Here is a 19,098-nt window from a genome sequence, read left to right as displayed (position 1 = left end):
AGCGGCGCGTCGGTCTGCAGACCGACGATGATCTCGTTGTCGCGGTCGATATAGCCGGCATCATGCGCCGTGATGCTGGACGCCCGGTCCGCCGAGACGTCCAGAACCCCCTTGGCCCGCTCCTGCTTCAGCAACGCGCCCAGACGCGCCCACAGCGCCGTCGTCCGCGCCGTCGGCCCCGCCAGAAACGACGAGTCCCCGGTGTACGGCGTGTAGTTCGCCTTGATGAAGGCCGAAACGTTGACCTGATCCTGCCAATCGCTGCCGCTGAACCCGCGCCAGGCGTCGGTGGTGTCGAGAGGACGTGAAATCATGTTCATGTCAGGCTCCTGGAGAGCTGGGATCGGGCGCACCGCTATTGCTGCAGTGCACCCAAATCCAAGTTATTCCGCGGGTGCAGCCGGAACGGTCTCCAGCATCTTGGCGGGGTTCGCCTTGATCTGGAACAACTCTTTCCATTTGCGCAGTGCGGCAAAAAGGATGACCATTCCGAGGACCAGCATGATCACCGAGATGATCGCGTTGAAGATGTTGAAGCCCTTGGCCGCCGGGTTCAGGTAGACGTTGGTGATCATCCAGTACCCGGCATAGTTGACCGTGACGAACAGGTAGGCCAATGGGATCAGACAGGTGAGCATGTAGGTCCGCTTCTGCGACAGGCGCAGAATGATGGTCGCACCGATGATCAGGCCGATGGAAGCCATCATTTGGTTAGATACGCCGAACAAGGCCCAGACCGAGTTGATGTCGCCCGAGTTCAGCAGGTAGCCCCAGGCCAGGCAGGCCAGGATGCTGGCGCCGATGGAGCCGGGCATCCAGTCGATCTTCTTCAGCGGCGCATAAAGGTCACCGCCCAGATCCTGGATCAGGTAGCGGGCCACGCGGGTACCGGAGTCGATGGCGGTCAGGATGAAGACGGCCTCGAACATCACCACGAACTGGAAGAAGTACGCGGCCATGCTGTGGAACCAGGGGATCCGCGTGAAGATCTCCGTCATACCCACGGCCAGGGTCACGGCACCGCCGGTGCGGCCGTAGAGGTCGATGCCGATCTCACTGGCCAGCCGCGGCAGGTCCACCACGTCCATGCCCAGCTTGGCAAAGACCGCGGGGGCCGAGTTGATGGCGAAATAGTCCGCCGGATGCAGCGAGGTGGCGGCGATCAGCGCCATGACGCCGACGACGCATTCGGCCAGCATGGCACCAAAGGCCACGGTCTGGATGTCGCTCCACTTGTCCACCAGCTTCGGCGTGGTGCCGGACCCGATGAAGGCATGGAAGCCGGAGATGGCGCCGCAGGCGATGGTGATGGAGATGAAGGGCCACACCGGACCGGCCAGGACCGGGCCGCCGCCATAGATGAAGTCGGTCAGGGCCGGGAAGCGGATCTCCGGGTTGATGAAGACGACACCGACGACCAGGGCGCCGAACACGCCGATCTTCATGAAGCTGGAGAGATAGCCACGCGGCGTCAGCAGCAGCCAGACCGGCAGCGCGCTGGCGAAGAAGGCATAGATGGGCAGGGCCAGACCGATGGTCCGCACATGCAGGTCCAGCCATTGGCCGACCAGGGTGCCCTGCAGAGAGGGACCGGCCAGGACCGAGGCCATGATGGCGGCGATGCCGACCCAGGTGGCACCCTTGGAATTGCCGGTGACGCGCTCGTAGAGGCCGACGCAGATGGCGATGGGAACCGTCATGGTGACGGCGAAGGTGCCCCAGGCGTTGCGTTCAAGCGCATGTACCACGACCATGGACAGGCCGGCCATGGTGATGGTGATGATGAACAGCATGGCCAGGCCCGTGCACCAGCCGGCGACGGAGCCGAGTTCGGCCTTGGCCACTTCCGACAGCGACTGGCCGCGATGCTTCATCGAGGCGAACAGCACGACGGTGTCATGCACGGCGCCGCCGACGACGCAGCCGATCAGCAGCCAGAGGATGCTGGGCAGATAACCGAACTGGGCGGCCAGGACCGGACCCACCAGCGGGCCGGCGGCGGCGATGGCCGCGAAGTGCTGGCCGGCATTCACCCATTTTTTCGTTGGGACATAGTTGCGCCCGTCCTCAAGTTCGTGGGACGGCGTAACGATCGTGTCGTCAGCACCCAGCACCTTACGGACGAAAAACACACCGTACAAACGGTAGCAGATCGCCAGGATGCAGAGCGTGCCGATCACGAAGGACAATGCGTGATCCATGGTGCGTCTCCTCGTCAAGACAAGGCAGACGCTACGCTTTTGCCGGCAGGCCGGAGGGGGGTATCGCGGGAGCGGTCGGAATCCGCGGGTGAGCGGCAGGCAATGGGGGTGAGCGGAGTCAGCCCGCGCCCAACCGCTCCTTCAGGGGGCCGAGATAGCGCCTGCTGACGGGAATCACCTTGTCGCCGTCGGTGATGATCTCGGCCATGCCGCCCTCGATCAGGGCGATTTCCTTGATATGGTCCAGGTTCACCAGATACTGGCGGTGGCAGCGGAAGAAGTCGGTCTTTTCCTCCAGCGTGCGCAGGCTGAGTTCGGTGAAGCGCTCCTGGCCATCGGGGCCGATGACATAGATGCCGGCGGGGGTGGAGGCGATGTACTGCACCTCCTCCACCTTCAGAAGCGTGATGCGGTTGCGGCCCCAGCAGGGGATCTGCCGCAGCCGGCTGGGCGGATTGAGGGCCGCCAGATTCTGCGGGGCCTGGTCGTGGCGCAGATGCTGCAGCGTCCGCTCCAGCCGGGCCGGATCGGTGGGTTTCAGCAGATAATCGAAGGCATGGGCCTCGAACGCCTTCAGCGCATATTCGTCGAAGGCGGTGACGAAGACGATGCGCGGCATGCGCACAGGGTCCAGCATGCCCAGCATTTCGATGCCGCTAACCCGCGGCATCTGGATGTCGAGGAAGACCACGTCCGGCGTCAGCCGGTTGATGGCGGCGATGCCCTCGATGGCGTTGGAGCATTCGCCCACCACCTCCACGTCGGGAGCCTCTTCCAGCAGAGAGCGCAACTCGTCCCGGGCCAGCTGTTCATCATCGACGATCAGGACGCGCATGCGAGCTCGGTCTCCATGGGAATGCGCAGGCCGATGCGGGTGAAGCAGTCCCGCAGGCAGGTGACTTCGACACCGTACTGGTCGCCATAGCGGTTCTTGATGCGGCGGTCGACCAGATTCATGCCCAGCCCGTCGCCGCCGGGGCGCCGCTCGAACAGGCCGGCATTGTCCTCCACCAGCAGCAGCAGATCGGCCCCGTCGGTGGCGGCGCTGATGCTGATATGGCCCTGGCCCAGCAGCTGCGAGGTGCCGTGCTTGATGGCGTTCTCCACGATGGGCTGCAGCGAGAAGGCGGGCAGGGTGACCTCCTTCAGCGTGTCCGGCACGGAGATGTCCACCGACAGACGGTCGGCGAAGCGGGCCAGCTCGATCTGCAGATAGGCGCTGACATGTTCGATCTCGTCACCCAGGGTCGCCACGCCGCTGGCCCGCTTCAGGTTCTTGCGGAAGAAGGTGGACAGGCTCTGCACCAGATGGCGCGCCCGCTCGGGGTCACGGCGGATGACGGCGGATATGGTGTTCAGCGCGTTGAACAGGAAATGCGGATTGACCTGGGCGTGCAGCAGCTTGATCTCGGACTGGGCCAGAAGCTGCTTCTGCTGTTCATAGCTGCCGGCCAGGATCTGCTGCGACAGCAGGCGGGCGATGCCTTCGCCGAGGGCGCGGTTGATGGTGGAGAACAGCTTCGTCTTCGGCTCGTACAGCTTGACGGCGCCGATGACCTTCTCGTCCTCGCCCACCAGCGGGATCACCAGCGAGGCGCCCAGCGGACAGTCGCGCTTGATCGAGCACTGATAGGCCACCTCGTTGCCGTCGGCGTAGATGACCTGGTTGTTGGCGATGGCCTGCTGCGTCTGCCGCGAGGTGATGGGCATGCCCGGCAGATGATGGTCGTCGCCCATGCCGATGAAGGCCATCAGCATGTCGCGGTCGGTGATGGCCACGGCGCCGACGCCGGTCTCCTCATAGATGATGCGGGCCACGCGCATGCTGTTCTCGCGGTTGAACCCGCTGCGCAGGATGCCTTCGGACCGGGCGGCGATCTTCAGCGCCTTGGTGGAGAAGACGGTCGAATGGGTTTCGATCATCGTCCGCCGGTCCAGCAGGATGCGGATGAACATGGCCGCGCCCACGGAATTGGCCACGATCATGGGCAGGGCGATGTTCTCGACCAGATGCAGGGCGCTGCCGAACGGACGGGCCAGCAACAGAATGATGCCCATCTGCACGATCTCGGCGAACAGCGTCACCAGCCCGACCCGGAACGGATGCAGCAGCTGGTCGATGCGCCCGTTGCGGACCAGGTACAGATGCACCATGCCGCCGATCAGCCCTTCCGCCGTGGTCGACACGGCACAGGCGAGATCGGTGAAGCCGCCCATGGAATAGCGGTGCAGGCCGCCGGTCAGCCCGACGGCCAGCCCGACCACGGGGCCACCCAGGATGCCGCCCAGCACGGCACCGATGGCGCGGGTATTGGCGATGGCCTCTTCGATGCGCAGCCCGAAATAGGTGCCCATGATGCAGAACATCGAGAACACCACGTAACACATCAGCTTGTGCGGCAGGCGGATGGTGGCGTGGGTCAGCGGGATGAACAGCGGTGTCTTGCTCAGCAGATAGGCGACCACCAGGTACACGCACATCTGCTGGACCAGGGCCACCACCAGGCCCGTCGTTTCCCAGAATGCCGTATCCACCGCAGTGCCCCCTATTGTTCCGTCCCGCCCGGGCCGGGGCATCCGGGCACATCGTCCTTATCCTTCGCGAGCGGCTGCGCCGGCGCAAGGGACATATCGACGCCGCGTCCGCAGGGCTGTACCGATCGGCCGGCGGGCCTATGACTGTCAGCCCGCGGGGTTGGAGAAGCCGTTGCGCCGCGCTACGTCCCGGTACCAGAAGGCGCTTTTCTTGGGATGGCGCTGCATGGTGTCCCGGTCGATGAAGAAGAAGCCGTAGCGCTTCTTGTAGCCGTTCAGCCAGCTGAAATTGTCCATCAGTGCCCACATGTAATAGCCGTGTACATTCATGCCCTCGCCGATGGCGCGGTGGATGACCTCCAGATGCTCGCGCACGAAGTCGATGCGGTAATCATCGGCCACCGTGCCATCCGCGGTCAGCGTCTCCTGGGCGCCGATGCCGTTCTCGGTGACATAGATCGGAAGACCGGGGCGGTACTGGTGGGCGCGGGCCAACAGATCGTACAGGCCAGGCGGATAGATCTCCCAGGCCCAGTCCGTATAGCGGCCCTTGGGGTTCTTCACGAACTTGAACTGCCCCTTGATGGAGAAATGGCAGTCCTCATCCTTGTTGCCGGAGGTGTTGAGGCCGAACACGGTCTCGGTGGCGTCGGCCGAGGCGTAATGGGGGAAGTAATAGTTCACCCCGATGAAATCCACCGTGTCGGCCGTGAACAGATCGAGATCCTGCCGCCGCATCTCCGGCAGCAGCCCGTGCCGGCCGTAGAGGTCCAGGGCCTCCTGCGGGAAGCGGCCCAGCAGGGCGGGGTCGATGAACCAGCGGTTATAGACGGCGTCGGCGATGGTTGCCGCTGCGGCGTCGCGGGCGCTGTCGCTGGCGGGATAGACCGGGCACATGTTCTGCACGATGCCGATCCTGCCGCCGCTGCCCAGGGAATGGAACAGCTTCACCGTGCGGGCATGGGCCAGCATGAGATTGTAGGCCACCTGCACCGCGGCCTTGTAATCGTGCTTCAGCGGCGGGTGCAGGGCCGTGACATAGCCGTTCAATGTCGACCAGGACGGCTCGTTGAAGGTGGCCCACAGTTTCACCTGATCCCCGAACGCCTCGAAGCAGACACGGGCATAGCGGACGAAGGCGTCCAGCGTGGCCGGGGATTCCCAGCCGCCGGCGGCGGCCAGCGGCTGCGGCAGGTCCCAATGGTACAGCGTGACGTTCGGTTCGATCCCGGCCGCGGTCAGGGCAGCGAACAGCCGGCGGTAGAAGGCGATCCCGGCCGGGTTCACGGCGCCGGTGCCATCGGGAATGATGCGCGGCCAGGCGATGGACAGACGGTACCCGGTGTGCCCGAACCGCTGCATCAGCCCCACATCCTCGGCCCAGCGATGGTAATGGTCGCAGGCCAGGTCCGGCGTGGCCTGCTGCCAGATCCGTTCGGGATGGGTGCGGCAGAACACGTCCCACTGGGAATCCCCGCGGCCGTCCTCGCGCGTGGCGCCCTCGATCTGCAGGGCCGCGGTGGCGGAACCCCAGATGAAGCCTTCGGGGAAATGGTAATCCATGGTCAGCCTGATGCTAGCGGGCGGGTCGGCCAAGGGTCCCCCGTTGCCGGGCCGGATGCAAGGGGGGGCTTCGCCGGGCCGGGTGACGCGGTGTCACGCCCGCGACCGGTTCCGCCTGCATCGGCCGCTGCCGTCCCCGCTCCCTCATGGCCTCTGGCCGTTTCGGCAGAATCCAGGAGTCGGCAGAAGGCAGGGCAAATTTTTACTATGGCGGTGCAAATCTTTCCAGATTGACCCTGGACCTGACCTCAACAACACTTGGAGCGTTCCAAAGGTCAAGTTGGTCCTTTCAGTCTGTTTATTGAGTCAGTCGCGTTCTCTGTGCCTGTCGCCATGGTCGGCGATGGGACGCAGGGCTTAAATCCTCTTTTGGCAGACACCGCCGCGGAACCGGTCGGTGCTGCCGGTGGCGTCCGGCCAGTGGCCCGCGTCTTCTGACCGGGGTCGGCGCCGCCTGAAGGGGTGAGGGAATGGTCGGGCTTAGGCCCGGTCGGGAGCGGCGCCGGGTCTGCCGCTCCCGCCCTTCCTGCCACGCTCAGTCACGCCGGGCTCCGTCACGCCGGGCTCCGTCACGCCGGGCTCCGTCACGCCGGGCTCCGTCACGCCGGGCTCCGTCACGCCGGGCTCCGTCACACCAGACCCCGTCACGATGCCGTCCATGCCGTGAACCTGCCTCCGTCCTGCCGACGGGCGCGGGACGGCCGGCCATTGCCGTCATCGGAGCACCGATGCGGCCCCCTTCCAAACAGCGATCCGGGAACAGCGATATGATCCTGACCATCAACTGCGGCAGTTCCAGCCTCAAATACCAGCTCTATTCATCCGACCTGACAAGGGTGGTGGCCAAGGGCATGGTCAGCCGCATCGGCGAAACCGGCGCCCACATCGACCACAGCGCCGGCCGTGAGCGCATCCATCAGGACATGGTCATTGCCGACCATGGCAGCGCCTTCCGTCATGTCATCGACAATCTGCTGCATCCGGAATGGGGTGCCCTCACCGATATCGGCCTGATCACGGCGGTCGGGCACCGCGCCGTGCATGGTGGCGACACCTTCGTGGATTCCGTGCTGGTGACTGACGCCGTGCTCCGCCAGCTGGAGGCCTGCACGCCGCTGGCGCCGCTGCACAACCCGGCCAATCTGCTGGGGATCGAGGAAGCGCGTCGGCTGCTGCCGGACGTTCCGCATGTGGTGGTGTTCGACACCTCCTTCCATCAGACCATGCCGCCCAGCGCCCATGTCTATGGGCTGCCCTACCGCTTCTATGGCGAGCACAAGATCCGCCGCTATGGGTTCCACGGCACCTCCTGCCGCTATGTCAGTGGTCTGGCCGGCGAGATTCTGGGCCGGCCGGTGGAGGATCTGCGCCTGGTGGTCTGCCACCTCGGCAACGGTGTCACCATTGATGCCGTGGCCGGCGGGCGCTCCGTGGACACCAGCATGGGCTTCGGCACCTTCTCCGGTGTGATGATGGGAACGCGGGCCGGTGACTTCGATCCGGGCCTGATCTTCCACCTGCACTCGGTCCTGAAGCTCGACATGCCCGAGATCGAACGCATCTGCTACAAGGAAAGCGGATTGCTGGGCATCTCCGGCGTTAGCAACGATATGCGCGATGTGGTGGCGGCGGCCGACGCCGGGAACGAGCGCTGCGCTTTGGCCGTCGACATGTTCGTCCATATGGTGCGCAAGCAGGTGGGCGCCTTCGCCGCGGTCATGGGCGGCATCGATGCCCTGGTGTTCACCGCCGGCATCGGCGAGAACAGCCCCTATATCCGTGCGCGGATCGCGGCGGGACTGGAATTCCTCGGTGTGGAGATCGACGCGCAGGCCAATGCCGACGGCAACCGCAAGCCCGCCCTCATCAGCCCGGCCGGAGCGCGCACCGCAGTCCTGGTGGCGCCGACGGATGAGGAGATGATGATCGCCCGTGACACTGTTCGCCTGGCGGGTTCGGCTCATCTGCTCCGGCTGCAGGACAGCCCGCTGTCGCTGCTGCCGGCGGAATGACCCTGGCGTTCATTGCTGGAAAAACCTGGACGACCGGCCCTGTGCCGGTCGTCTGCGTTTCGGGCCGTGTGTCGTGACCATCCGTGGGGAACCCGGCCGGTGCCCAACCGGTGTCCAACCGGTGTCCAAAAGGAAATGACGCCCCAGGCCGGAGGACCTGGGGCGCCATTCCTGGCCGACCACCCGGGCAAGGGAAGGTCGGCCACCGGCCCTGGCTGAGGATGGCCGGATTTCAGAAGGGCAGGTGCAGCACGCTCCAGAAGCCGATCGACGTCAGGAAATTGATCAGCAGCGTCATGGTGGCGATGGTAAAGGCCGGAGGATCGATGTGGGTGTCCCCGTGGGACAGGAAGGTGCGGGCGTAGAACTCGCCGACGAAGGCGCAGACCACGCCGGTGATGCCGGCCCAGAGCAGGCTGCCGGAGGCGAGCCCGGCCAGGGCGGAGGGCAGGGCGATGTGGTGGGTCACCGGGATCAGCACGCCCAACTGCAGGAACAGCAGGCTGGCCGCGGCGATGCCGAAGGACAGGAAGGCGCCGGGAGCCCCATACTGGGCACCGAGGAACCCGCACATCAGGCCGACGCCCAGGCCGATCACCGCCAGCTGGCCCGGATCACTCTCGAACTTCAGCCATTTGGCCTCATCGGACGGCGCGTAGAAGGGGCGGCCCGGCTCGGCCTGGCCGAACAGCCCGGTCTTGCCCCACAGGATGCGGGCAACGAAGGCGGACAGCACCACCGTCAGCGCCACCGTGTCGGTCCAGGCCAGGCCCGGGCCGAAATCGGGCACCTTGGCCAGGCCCCATTGCAGGATATAGCCCAGGATGCCGAAGGCTCCGCCGACCAGCAGCACGTCCGGGCGGTTCAGCCCCATCATGCCGGCGGCGATGTTGCGCCCGGTTTCCAGCTTGCCGCGGCTGGCGGCATAGGCGGCAGCGGCCACGCCGGCGGCGAAGCCGCCCACATGCGGCCCGAACATGCCGAAGGGGATGCTGTAATAGCTGGCATCCGCGGCGGTGCTGGCGATCTGGATCGCCGCGCCGATCATCACCAGGAACCCGACGAATTCAAAGGCGGTCAGGGCGCCGATGGCTGCACCGAAAATGCCGCCGCCGAAGGCAGCGAGCAGGCCGAATGGTGTCATTGCATCCTCCAGGGTGTTGCCAGATCGGGAGATCCGGGAATTCCGTGTCTCCGTTCACTCGCTGCCGGCCTGCCAGCGCCGGACCATGGCTGTCCGGTGACGGCGGGGGCTGGCCGCCCCTCCCGTGCCCCGTCCTTCATTCCATGTCTGCCTCCGCCGGGACCGAACGAACGTCCGGCCCGCGACCTGCGGTGTGGAAACACGGAAAGGCCCGTTCTGCGGGTCTTCTGTCATGACGGGGGTTAATGGGTGAAAGTCCAACGTGTGGATAAAGGATGTTGCCGCTCGACTGGGCGGTCAACATAACAAATTTGACATTCCGGAGTAAAAATTTGCTCAATACGGGGAATGGGTCGTTTTCTGCATGTTGATCTAAATCAATTCAAAATGATTGTCTAAAATGTTGAGGCGGACGAACAGTTCATGGTTCTGGGGTCTTTCGCTGTTCTGGCGCCGGAATGCCCGTTTTCCGCGGCTTTCCGGCATGGAGACTGAGCCACATCAAGCGATATCAAAATTTTACCATCTCAAATCAATTCTGTCCTGTTGACCGCAAAATTTTCCAGAGCCTAATCTGTGGGCACGATTGATGAAGTCGTTGTGGGCTTTGAAAATGAAAAAGCTCCTGATGTTGGCCGGTGATTTTTCCGAAGACTATGAAATCATGGTGCCATTCCAAGCTCTGGAAGCAGTGGGGTTTGGAGTGGATGTGGTTTGCCCTGGGAAAACCGCCGGTGATCTTGTGAAAACGGCCATTCATGACTTTGAGGGCGATCAGACCTATACCGAGAAGCCGGGGCACCTGTTCCGGCTCACCGCGTCCTTCCGGGACGTGGATCCCGGGCGGTATGCCGGCCTCTATGTCACGGGTGGACGCGCTCCCGAATATTTGCGTCTTGATCCTGCTGTACTTCAAATCGTCCGCTTCTTCATGGTTCGGGACCTGCCAGTGGCGGCCATCTGCCACGGCATCCAGATCCTGACGGCGGCCGATGTGGTCCGCGGGCGCCGGCTGACCGCGTATCCGGCCGTGGCACCCGAGGTGGCTTTGGCCGGCGGGGTTTTCGCAGCGCTGCAACCGCACGAAGCCCTGGTCGACCGCAATCTGGCAACCGCGCCGGCCTGGCCGGCCCATCCGGCCCTGCTGCGCGAATTCCTGCGCCTTCTTGGCGTGAGCGTCCTGCACTGAGACCCGTATCCCGGCGTCAGGACCTGGTGGCGAACAAGCAAATCCGAAGAACCCCTATGTGGAGGATGTCATGATCGAGAAGGGTTTTTCCAAACCGACCGATCGAGTGCTGCGGCTGAAGAACCAGATTCTCAATGCAACGCCCTATGTCGAGGCGGACCGGGCGGTTCTGGTGACCGAAGCCTATAAGGAAACGGAAGGGCTGCCCCCGATCCTGCGCCGCGCCAAGGTGGCGGAGAAGATTTTCAACAATCTGCCGGTGACCATCCGCGACGACGAGCTGATCGTCGGTGCCATCACCCGCAACCCGCGCTCCACCGAGATCTGCCCCGAATTCTCCTTCGACTGGGTCGAAAAGGAATTCGATACCATGGGCACCCGCCTGGCGGACCCGTTCCAGATCCCCAAGGAAACGGCAGCCCAGCTGCACGAGGCCTTCAAGTACTGGCCTGGCCGGACCACCAGTGACCTGGCGTCCTCCTACATGTCGCAGGAAGCCAAGGACTGCATCGCCAACGGCGTCTTCACCGTCGGCAACTACTTCTATGGCGGCGTCGGCCACGTCTGCGTGGATTACGGCAAGGTCCTGAAGATCGGCTTCCGGGGCGTCATCGCCGAGGCGGTGCAGGCCATGGAGAAGATGGACCGCACCGACCCGGACTACATCAAGAAGCAGCAGTTCTATAACGGCGTCATCATCGCCTACACCGCGGCGATCAACTTCGCGCACCGTTATTCCGCCAAGGCCCAGGAACTGGCCCAGACCGAGAGCAACCCGGCCCGCAAGGCCGAGCTGCTGCAGATCGCCAAGAACTGCGCCCGGGTGCCGGAATGCGGCGCCACCACCTTCTACGAGGCCTGCCAGGCCTTCTGGTTCGTGCAGATCCTGCTGCAGATCGAATCCAGCGGCCATTCCATCTCGCCGGGCCGGTTCGACCAGTACATGTACCCGTACCTGGTTGCGGACAAGTCCATCAGCCAGGAGTTCGCCCAGGAGCTGGTCGACTGCATCTGGATCAAGCTGAACGACGTCAACAAGACCCGCGACGAGGTTTCGGCCCAGGCCTTCGCCGGCTACGCCGTGTTCCAGAACCTCTGCGTCGGCGGTCAGACCGAGGACGGTCTGGATGCCACCAACGACGTCTCCTACATGTGCATGGAAGCCACGGCCCATGTGCGTCTGCCGGCGCCGTCCTTCTCCATCCGCGTCTGGCAGGGTACGCCGGACGAGTTCCTGTACCGGGCCTGCGAGGTGACACGCCTCGGCCTCGGTGTCCCCGCCATGTACAATGACGAGGTCATCATCCCGGCGCTGCAGAACCGCGGCGTGGCCCTGAAGGACGCCCGCGACTACGGCATCGTCGGCTGCGTGGAGCCCCAGGCCATCCACCGTACCGAGGGCTGGCACGACGCCGCCTTCTTCAACGTGGCCAAGGTTCTGGAAATCACCCTGAACAACGGCCGCGCCAACGGCAAGCAGCTGGGGCCGGTCACTGGCGAGCTGACCGCCTTCCGCAGCATCGACGAGTTCTACGCCGCCTTCCAGAAGCAGATGGAATACTTCGTCTACTATCTGGCCGAGGCTGACAACTGCGTTGACCTTGCCCATGCCGAGCGCTGCCCGCTGCCCTTCCTGTCGGCCCTGGTGGACGACTGCATCGGCCGCGGCAAGTCGGTCCAGGAAGGCGGCGCCATCTACAACTTCACGGGTCCGCAGGCCTTCGGCGTGGCCGACACGGGTGACTCCGTGTACGCCATGAAGAAGCACATCTTCGACGACAAGAAGCTGTCGCTGGGCGACCTGAAGAAGGCCCTGGACGCCAACTTCGGCTATGCCGTCGGCGGCGGCGCCCCGGCCACTACCACGGCCGGCACCGGTGCCTTCTCCGAGGAGCAGGTCTATGCCGCGGTGAAGAAGGTTCTGGCCAGCGCCGGCTCGCTGGATGTGTCGGCGCTGAAGGGCGAGGTCTACCGCACCCTGTCCGGCGGCACGCCGGCCAGCACCGGCAGCGGTTCCGCCGACTTCGACAACATCCGCCGTCTGCTGGACAACACTCCCAGCTTCGGCAACGACATCGACGAAGTGGACATGGTCGCTCGCAAGTGCGCCCAGATCTACTGCCGCGAGGTCGAGAAGTACAAGAACCCGCGTGGCGGCCAGTTCCAGGCCGGTATCTACCCGGTGTCGGCCAACGTGTTGTTCGGCAAGGATGTCGGTGCCCTGCCCGATGGCCGTCTGGCCAAGGCCCCGCTGGCCGACGGCGTGTCGCCCCGCCAGGGCAAGGACGTCAACGGCCCGACCGCGGCGGCCAACTCGGTGGCCAAGCTCGACCACTTCATCGCGTCGAACGGGACGCTGTACAACCAGAAGTTCCTGCCGACCGCTCTGGCCGGCGAGAACGGCCTGCGCAACTTCGCCGGCATGGTCCGCAGCTACTTCGACCACAAGGGCATGCATGTCCAGTTCAACGTCATCGACCGTGAGACGTTGCTGGCCGCCCAGCGTGAGCCGGAGAAGTACCGGGATCTGGTGGTCCGCGTCGCCGGCTACAGCGCCCAGTTCGTCGTCCTCGCCAAGGAAGTGCAGGACGACATCATCAGCCGCACGGAGCAGACGTTCTGAGCGGGGATCGGGACGTACCCCGTGGGGGAGGTGGTTTCCTCCTCCCCTGCGGGAACCCGGCAAACGATGAATAAGGACAGGCGGTTATGACCGGATTCCAGCGTTTCTTCCTGAAAACCGAGATCGTGTCCGGCCCCGGCATGTACGGACGGTTCGGCGCGTTCGCCGGCAAACGGGTGGGCATCATCACCGACGCCTTCATGGTGAAGTCGGGGGTGGTGGACCGGATTCGGGCCAAACTGCCACCCTGTGAGGTGGAGGTGTTCAGCCAGGTGGTGCCGGAGCCGCCCCTGCAGGACGTGGTCAAGGGGGCCGGCCGCATGGCCGAATTCCGTCCGGATGTGCTGCTGGCCATCGGTGGCGGGTCCGCCATCGACGCGGCCAAGGCCATCCTGGCCACCCTGCGCGAGGCGGCGGCCACTGTCTGGCCGATCCAGCTGGCGGCCGTGCCGACCACCAGCGGCACCGGCTCGGAGGTGACCTGCTACGCCGTGATCTCCGAACCGGAGCGGGGGCTGAAGCACCCGCTGCGCGGGGACGGGCTGGTGCCGGACATCGCCGTGCTGGACCCGGAGCTGGTGCTGAGCGTGCCGGCCAAGGTCACGGCGGACACGGGCATGGATGTCATCACCCACGCCCTGGAAGCCTATGTCGCCGTCGGTGCCTCGGACTTCAGCGACGCGTTCGCGGAGAAGGCGGTCAGCCTGGCCTTCGCGAACCTGACGCGGGTGTTCGATGACGGGTCCGATCTGGCGGCCCGCACGGCGCTGCACAACGCCTCCTGCATGGCCGGCATGGCCTTCAATGCCGCCGGTCTGGGCCTGAACCATGGTCTGGCCCATGCCATCGGCGGCCAGCTGCACATCCCGCATGGACGCATCAACGCCATGCTGCTGCCGCTGGTGGTCGCGTACAATGCCGGCCTCTCGGCCGATTTCGGCAGCTGCCTGCCGGCGGCGGGGCGCTATGCCGCCATCGCCGCCCGGCTGGGGCTGGAGGCTTCGACCCCGCGGGCCGGCGCCGCCAGCCTGGCCAAGGCCCTGTCGCGCCTCAACGAGCGGCTGGGCATTCCGGTAACCCTGCGGGCGGCGGGCATCGACCCCGCCTCCTGCACCTCCATCGAACAGGATCTGGTCAACGCCGCCCTGGCGGATGCCTGCACGGCCAGCAACCCGCGTCGTCCCACGGCGGACGAGGTGCGGCAGCTGATCCGGGCGGTCGCCGGCTGAGCCGACACCATGAAGTGAGTTTCAACGAGCGAAACGAGGGAGCAAGCGATGCAACAGGAAGCTTTGGGCATGGTGGAAACCAAAGGGCTGGTCGGCGCGATCGAAGCGGCCGACGCCATGGTCAAGTCCGCCAATGTGGCCCTGGTGGGCTACGAGAAGATCGGCTCGGGCCTGGTGACCGTGATGGTCCGGGGCGATGTGGGCGCCGTGAAGGCGGCCACCGATGCCGGTGCCGTCGCCGCCGGCAAGGTGGGCGAGGTCATCTCCATCCACGTCATCCCGCGCCCGCATACCGAGCTGGAGAAGATCCTGCCGCGCGGCACCAGCAAGGCCGCGGCCGAGTAGTCACCGGGATTTGAAGAAGAGGGATCTGCCATGAAAGACGAACTGGTCGACAAGATCATCGGCGAGGTCGTGCGCAAGATGGGCACCACCGAGCCCCAGACCAGCTCCGCCAAGCCCTTCGGTGCCTTGGCCGGGTGCGGCCTGACGGAGTTCGTGGGTACGGCCATCGGCCACACCGTGGGTCTGGTCATCGCCAACGTGGACCCGCTGCTCCACGAGAAGATGAAGATCAACCCGAAGTACCGGTCCATCGGCATCATCGGCGGGCGCACCGGTGCCGGTCCGCACATCTTCGCCGCTGACGAGGCGGTGAAGGCCACCAACAGCGAGGTGGTGCTGATCGAGCTGGCCCGCGACACCGAGGGCGGGGCGGGCCATGGCTGCCTGATCCTGTTCGGTGCCGAGGATGTCTCCGACGCCCGCCGGGCCGTCGAGGTCACCCTGAAGGAACTGGACCGCACCTTCGGCGATGTCTACGGCTCGCCGGCCGGCCACCTGGAGTTCCAGTACTCCGCCCGCGCCAGCTATGCCCTGAACAAGGCCTTCGGTGCTCCCATGGGCCAGGCCTTCGGCATCACCGTCGGTGCGCCGGCCGCCATCGGCGTGCTGCTGGCCGACACCGCGGCCAAGGCGGCCACGGTCAATGCCGTCGGCTATGCCTCGCCGGGCAACGGGACCAGCTTCAGCAACGAAGTGATCTTCATGTTCAGCGGCGACTCCGGTGCCGTCCGCCAGGCGATCATCGCCGCGCGGGAAGTCGGCAAGAAGGTCCTGGGCACCCTGGACCCGGCGGAGATCAAGTCCAGCACGACGCCGTACATCTAACGGCGTCGGGGAGGTTCCATCATGGCGCAACTCAGCCTTGGCCTCATCGAGACGGTTGGTCTGGCCGCTGCCTTCGAAGCGGCGGATGCGGCCGTCAAGTCGGCCAACGTCGCCCTGGTGGGTTACGAGCTGACCCGCGGCGACGGCATGGCGGTCGTCAAGGTGCAGGGGGAAGTGGGGGCGGTCAACGCGGCGGTGGCAGCCGCTGCGGCGGCCGCGGCGAAGATCAACCGGGTCGTGTCCACCCGGGTGATCGCCCGGCCGGCGGCCGGCATCGACGCTCTGGTCGTCAATGCGGCCACCGTCGGGGCCACGCCGGCTCCACCTCCTCCGGCTCCGCCCGCCCCGCCGTCGCCACCGGTCCCCCCGCCGGCCCCGCCCTCTGAACCGACCGCAGCACCGGCTGCTGCACCGGCACCGGCTGCGCCTGCGGTGACACCGCCGGCACAGCCCGCGCCGAAGCCGGTGGCGGCCCTGACGGCTTCACCGCCGGTCGAGACACCGGTGGCCCTGCCCCTGGCCGATCCTCCGCCGGCTCCGCCGCTGGTCGATCCCCCGCCGGCTCCGCCGGCCGGCCCGCTGGCGGCGCCGCCGGTCCCGCAGCCTCCGCGGCCGACGCCGCCCGGTCCCCGGCCTCCGGTCGGGAAGTCCGGAAAACCCAAGAACAGGCGCGATGCCTGAGAGGAGAACGATGATGATTGGCGAAGCATTGGGAATGGTCGAGACGAAGGGCCTGGTGGGCTCGATCGAAGCGGCCGATGCCATGACCAAGTCCGCGAACGTGACGCTGGTCGGGTACGAGAAGATCGGGTCGGGTCTGGTGACGGTCCTGGTCCGGGGCGATGTCGGCGCCGTGAAGGCCGCCGTCGATGCCGGTGCCGCCGCGGCCGAGAAGGTCGGTTCGGTGGTGTCCAAGCACATCATCCCGCGTCCGCATGCGGACGTGGAGAAGATCCTGCCGCGCGCCGGCTGAGATCTTCGGGGCCGGGCGGCCCGGTAATGCGGGCCGTCCGCCCTTCCATCCAAGCCCTTCCGTCATTGGGACGCTTCGGCGCCAGACATCATGGAACTGCAGCAAGACACCATTGAGCGGGTCATCCGCCAGATCCTGGGCGAGATGAACCCGCAGACCACCCCCGGTGGGGCGCAGGACCCGTTCCTGGTTCCGGTCGGCGTGTCCAACCGGCACATCCACCTTTCCCGCGCCGACATGGAGATCCTGTTCGGTCCGGGCGCGGAACTGCATCGCATGAAGGCGATGAAGCAGCCGGGCCAGTACGCCGCCGAGGAGACGGTGACGCTGAAGGGGCCGAAGGGCAGCCTGTCCAAGGTCCGTGTGCTCGGGCCGGTGCGGGCCGAGACCCAGATCGAGATTTCGGTGGCCGACGGCTTCACCCTCGGCCTGCGGGCGCCGCTGCGCATGTCCGGCCAGCTCGACGATACGCCGGGGCTGGAGATCATCGGGCCGCAGGGCCGCGTGCAGAAGCAGAACGGCGTCATCGTCGCCCTGCGCCATATCCACATGACCCCGGCCACGGCCGCCCGTCTGGGCCTGCGCAACGGCCAGGAGGTGGATGTGGAGATCACCGGCGCCCGTGGCGGCATCCTGCGCCATGTGGCGGTCCGCGCGGCCGAGGCGTCGGCCCTGGAAATGCACATCGACGTGGAGGAGGCCAACGCCCTCGGCCTCAAGAACGACGACCTCGTCCGCATCCGTCCGCTCTGAGGACCGCACCCGCGGTTTCACGGGAGACAGCGCCATGCCCGCCCTGCCTGACATCGATGTGGATACGACCCTGCGGGACTTCGCCCGCCTGATCCGGGAGGCTGCCTGCCTGCCGGTGGAGGAGCGCAGCGGCGGTCCGCTGAAGGTCGGCGTCGATCTGGGCACGGCCAACATCGTGCTGTCCGTGGTGGACGCGGCCAACCGCCCGGTGACGGGCGCGACCTTCCCCTCGACCGTGGTCCGCGATGGTATCGTCGTGGACTATGTGGGGGCGGTTTCGGCGGTCCGGGCCTTGAAGGCCGAGCTGGAGCAGCGCCTCGGCTGCGATCTGCTCCACGCCGCCACCGCCATCCCGCCGGGCATCCATCACGGCAATGTCAAAGCCATCGCCAATGTGGTCGAGGCCGCCGGCTTCGAGGTGGCGGAGATCATCGACGAACCGTCGGCCGCCGCCCGGCTGCTGGGGGTGCGCGATGGCGCTGTGGTCGATGTGGGCGGCGGGACCACCGGCATCAGCATCCTGCGCGACGGCAAGGTGGTCTTCACCGACGACGAGGCCACCGGCGGCACCCATATGACTCTGGTCCTGGCCGGCGCCTATGGCCTGTCCATCCCCGAGGCCGAGGCCCGCAAGACCGACCCGGCCCTGGACCGGGAGGTCTTCCCGGTGGTCCAGCCGGTGGTGGAGAAGATGGCCGCCATCGTGAACCGCTGCCTGCAGGGCCATGCGGTGGACACCATCTACATCGTTGGTGGCGCCTGCAGCTTCGACCAGTTCGAGCAGGTCCTGCGCAAGGCCACCGGCCGCACGGTGGTGAAGCCGGCCGAGCCGCTGCTGGTGACTCCGCTGGGCATCGCCCTCTACGAGGCCGGACCGGCCGGAGGTGCGGCATGACCCCGACCGACCTCGACCTCCTCATCGTGCAGGCTCTGGTGGACTGCCTGTCCGACCGTGTAGTCGCCGCCCTGCAGGCCCGCCGCCGCACGGCCCTGCTGCTGTTCACCGGCACCGATCTGGGGCTGGAGCCGGCTCTGGCCGGGCTGGAGGCGCTGCGCCGCGACGGCTGGGTCTTCACCGCCGTGCTGTCGCCGCGGGCCGAGGGGCTGGTCCCCGCCGCGCGGCTGCGGGCGCTGGGCGACGTCGCCGTCCCGGCCGACGCCGCCGCGCTGGACCGCCTGCTCGATGGCAGCGGCCTGGTGGTGGTGCCGACGCTGACCGTGACCACGGCGGCCAAGGTGGCCGGTGTGCTGCGCGACAGCCTGGCGTCGTACCTGCTGGCGCGGGCGCTGGAGACGGGCAAGGGCGTGATCGCCGCCGTCGATGGCTGCTGCCCCGACAATCCCCAGCGGGCCGCCCGCGGCTTCCAGGTGGCCGACAGCTACAGGGCGCGCCTGCGCGCCAATCTCGAGGTGTTGCGCGGCTACGGCGTGCGTCTGACCACGGCCGACAAACTGGCCGGCAAGCTCGCCGCGACGCTGACCGGCACGGCGGCGGGACAGCCGGCGGGGCGGCAGGTCCCGCCGTCCGATGCGGCCGCCTCCAAGCCGACCCTCTCCGCGCCGCCGCGTACCGCCAGAATCTTCAGCCGCAGCGATGCCGCCCTGTGCGCCGGTCCCGACATCCGGCTGCCCGCCGGTGTGCTGGTGACCCCGGCGGCGGCGGATCTGCTGCGCACCCGCAACATTCGTCTCATCCAGGGATAGAC

At 66.3% G+C, this 19,098-nt stretch carries 17 protein-coding genes; 11 read left to right on the top strand and 6 right to left on the bottom strand.

Features of this window, described 5'->3' with window-relative positions; all coding sequences use genetic code 11:
• From DK368_RS19070 to DK368_RS19050, 5 genes are all read right to left on the bottom strand, one after another.
• Window positions 1-320, bottom strand: a 320-nt coding sequence (locus DK368_RS19070; RefSeq protein ID WP_275668506.1) for a pyruvate formate lyase family protein, incomplete at its 3' end; no start/stop codon positions are given.
• Between the two features lie 63 nt (window positions 321-383).
• Window positions 384-2,201, bottom strand: coding sequence for a carbon starvation CstA family protein (locus DK368_RS19065; RefSeq protein ID WP_114395573.1), 1,818 nt, complete (start codon window positions 2,199-2,201; stop codon window positions 384-386).
• Window positions 2,202-2,319: 118 nt separating this feature from the next.
• The gene (gene btsR / locus DK368_RS19060) at window positions 2,320-3,036 is read right to left on the bottom strand and encodes a two-component system response regulator BtsR (RefSeq protein WP_114395572.1); all 717 of its coding nucleotides are present in this window, start codon (window positions 3,034-3,036) and stop codon (window positions 2,320-2,322) included.
• The gene (locus tag DK368_RS19055) at window positions 3,024-4,682 is read right to left on the bottom strand and encodes a sensor histidine kinase (RefSeq protein WP_240002579.1); all 1,659 of its coding nucleotides are present in this window, start codon (window positions 4,680-4,682) and stop codon (window positions 3,024-3,026) included. Before DK368_RS19055 ends, btsR begins: the two co-directional genes overlap by 13 nt.
• A gap of 201 nt (window positions 4,683-4,883) precedes the next feature.
• Window positions 4,884-6,299: a GH1 family beta-glucosidase gene (locus DK368_RS19050; protein ID WP_114395570.1), complete on the bottom strand. Its 1,416-nt coding sequence runs from the start codon at window positions 6,297-6,299 to the stop codon at window positions 4,884-4,886.
• 767 nt (window positions 6,300-7,066) lie between these two features.
• On the opposite strand from DK368_RS19050, the gene DK368_RS19040 reads away from it, so the two are divergent.
• Window positions 7,067-8,311 carry an acetate/propionate family kinase gene (locus DK368_RS19040; protein WP_114395568.1) on the top strand — a complete coding sequence of 415 codons (1,245 nt, stop codon included), beginning with the start codon at window positions 7,067-7,069 and terminating at the stop codon, window positions 8,309-8,311.
• A 232-nt stretch (window positions 8,312-8,543) separates the two neighbouring features.
• Here the strand turns inward: DK368_RS19040 and DK368_RS19035 are convergent, their stop codons facing one another.
• Window positions 8,544-9,455 (bottom strand): DUF7973 family transport facilitator, encoded by a 912-nt coding sequence (locus tag DK368_RS19035; RefSeq protein ID WP_114395567.1) that lies wholly within the window; start codon window positions 9,453-9,455, stop codon window positions 8,544-8,546.
• A 589-nt stretch (window positions 9,456-10,044) separates the two neighbouring features.
• Here DK368_RS19035 and DK368_RS19030 point away from each other — a divergent pair.
• The 10 genes from DK368_RS19030 to DK368_RS18985 all read left to right on the top strand — a co-directional run bounded on the left by DK368_RS19030 (window position 10,045) and on the right by DK368_RS18985 (window position 19,096).
• A complete protein-coding gene (locus DK368_RS19030; RefSeq protein ID WP_275668538.1) occupies window positions 10,045-10,644 on the top strand; it encodes a DJ-1/PfpI family protein in 600 nt (199 codons plus the stop codon).
• A 70-nt stretch (window positions 10,645-10,714) separates the two neighbouring features.
• Entirely contained in the window at window positions 10,715-13,267 is a 2,553-nt protein-coding gene (locus DK368_RS19025; RefSeq protein ID WP_114395565.1) for a glycyl radical protein, read from the top strand.
• A gap of 86 nt (window positions 13,268-13,353) precedes the next feature.
• Complete coding sequence (locus tag DK368_RS19020; RefSeq protein ID WP_114395564.1) at window positions 13,354-14,496, top strand: 1-propanol dehydrogenase PduQ; 1,143 nt, start codon at window positions 13,354-13,356, stop codon at window positions 14,494-14,496.
• A gap of 48 nt (window positions 14,497-14,544) precedes the next feature.
• A complete protein-coding gene (pduA, locus tag DK368_RS19015; RefSeq protein WP_114395563.1) occupies window positions 14,545-14,841 on the top strand; it encodes a propanediol utilization microcompartment protein PduA in 297 nt (98 codons plus the stop codon).
• Window positions 14,842-14,871: 30 nt separating this feature from the next.
• Window positions 14,872-15,666, top strand: a complete 795-nt coding sequence (gene pduB, locus DK368_RS19010) for a propanediol utilization microcompartment protein PduB (RefSeq protein WP_114395562.1) — start codon at window positions 14,872-14,874, stop codon at window positions 15,664-15,666.
• A 21-nt stretch (window positions 15,667-15,687) separates the two neighbouring features.
• The gene (locus tag DK368_RS22415; protein ID WP_114395561.1) at window positions 15,688-16,347 is read left to right on the top strand and encodes a BMC domain-containing protein; all 660 of its coding nucleotides are present in this window, start codon (window positions 15,688-15,690) and stop codon (window positions 16,345-16,347) included.
• A gap of 13 nt (window positions 16,348-16,360) precedes the next feature.
• Window positions 16,361-16,639: a propanediol utilization microcompartment protein PduA gene (gene pduA / locus DK368_RS19000; RefSeq protein WP_114395560.1), complete on the top strand. Its 279-nt coding sequence runs from the start codon at window positions 16,361-16,363 to the stop codon at window positions 16,637-16,639.
• 90 nt (window positions 16,640-16,729) lie between these two features.
• Window positions 16,730-17,392: a phosphate propanoyltransferase gene (locus DK368_RS18995; protein WP_114395559.1), complete on the top strand. Its 663-nt coding sequence runs from the start codon at window positions 16,730-16,732 to the stop codon at window positions 17,390-17,392.
• 34 nt (window positions 17,393-17,426) lie between these two features.
• Entirely contained in the window at window positions 17,427-18,287 is an 861-nt protein-coding gene (gene eutJ, locus DK368_RS18990) for an ethanolamine utilization protein EutJ (protein ID WP_114395558.1), read from the top strand.
• The gene (locus tag DK368_RS18985) at window positions 18,284-19,096 is read left to right on the top strand and encodes a hypothetical protein (RefSeq protein WP_114395557.1); all 813 of its coding nucleotides are present in this window, start codon (window positions 18,284-18,286) and stop codon (window positions 19,094-19,096) included. Before eutJ ends, DK368_RS18985 begins: the two co-directional genes overlap by 4 nt.
• Window positions 19,097-19,098 lie beyond the last annotated feature (2 nt).

The sequence above is a fragment of the Oleisolibacter albus genome, from assembly GCF_003336875.1.
Lineage (GTDB): Bacteria > Pseudomonadota > Alphaproteobacteria > Azospirillales > Azospirillaceae > Niveispirillum > Niveispirillum album.
Note: the sequence above shows the minus strand (reverse complement) of the source record. Positions and strands in the feature narration are given on the sequence as shown.

What these genes read in the sequence shown, in the direction of transcription:
- pduA (WP_114395560.1), top strand. Translation starts at nt 16,361, where the DNA reads ATGATTGGCGAAGCATTGGGAATGGTCGAGACGAAGGGCCTGGTGGGC.
- DK368_RS19035 (WP_114395567.1), bottom strand. Translation starts at nt 9,455, where the DNA reads ATGACACCATTCGGCCTGCTCGCTGCCTTCGGCGGCGGCATTTTCGGT.
- btsR (WP_114395572.1), bottom strand. Translation starts at nt 3,036, where the DNA reads ATGCGCGTCCTGATCGTCGATGATGAACAGCTGGCCCGGGACGAGTTG.
- DK368_RS19040 (WP_114395568.1), top strand. Translation starts at nt 7,067, where the DNA reads ATGATCCTGACCATCAACTGCGGCAGTTCCAGCCTCAAATACCAGCTC.
- pduB (WP_114395562.1), top strand. Translation starts at nt 14,872, where the DNA reads ATGAAAGACGAACTGGTCGACAAGATCATCGGCGAGGTCGTGCGCAAG.
- DK368_RS18995 (WP_114395559.1), top strand. Translation starts at nt 16,730, where the DNA reads ATGGAACTGCAGCAAGACACCATTGAGCGGGTCATCCGCCAGATCCTG.
- DK368_RS19055 (WP_240002579.1), bottom strand. Translation starts at nt 4,682, where the DNA reads ATGTGCGTGTACCTGGTGGTCGCCTATCTGCTGAGCAAGACACCGCTG.
- DK368_RS18985 (WP_114395557.1), top strand. Translation starts at nt 18,284, where the DNA reads ATGACCCCGACCGACCTCGACCTCCTCATCGTGCAGGCTCTGGTGGAC.
- DK368_RS19020 (WP_114395564.1), top strand. Translation starts at nt 13,354, where the DNA reads ATGACCGGATTCCAGCGTTTCTTCCTGAAAACCGAGATCGTGTCCGGC.
- DK368_RS19025 (WP_114395565.1), top strand. Translation starts at nt 10,715, where the DNA reads ATGATCGAGAAGGGTTTTTCCAAACCGACCGATCGAGTGCTGCGGCTG.
- DK368_RS19065 (WP_114395573.1), bottom strand. Translation starts at nt 2,201, where the DNA reads ATGGATCACGCATTGTCCTTCGTGATCGGCACGCTCTGCATCCTGGCG.
- DK368_RS19050 (WP_114395570.1), bottom strand. Translation starts at nt 6,299, where the DNA reads ATGGATTACCATTTCCCCGAAGGCTTCATCTGGGGTTCCGCCACCGCG.
- eutJ (WP_114395558.1), top strand. Translation starts at nt 17,427, where the DNA reads ATGCCCGCCCTGCCTGACATCGATGTGGATACGACCCTGCGGGACTTC.
- DK368_RS19030 (WP_275668538.1), top strand. Translation starts at nt 10,045, where the DNA reads ATGAAGTCGTTGTGGGCTTTGAAAATGAAAAAGCTCCTGATGTTGGCC.
- DK368_RS22415 (WP_114395561.1), top strand. Translation starts at nt 15,688, where the DNA reads ATGGCGCAACTCAGCCTTGGCCTCATCGAGACGGTTGGTCTGGCCGCT.
- pduA (WP_114395563.1), top strand. Translation starts at nt 14,545, where the DNA reads ATGCAACAGGAAGCTTTGGGCATGGTGGAAACCAAAGGGCTGGTCGGC.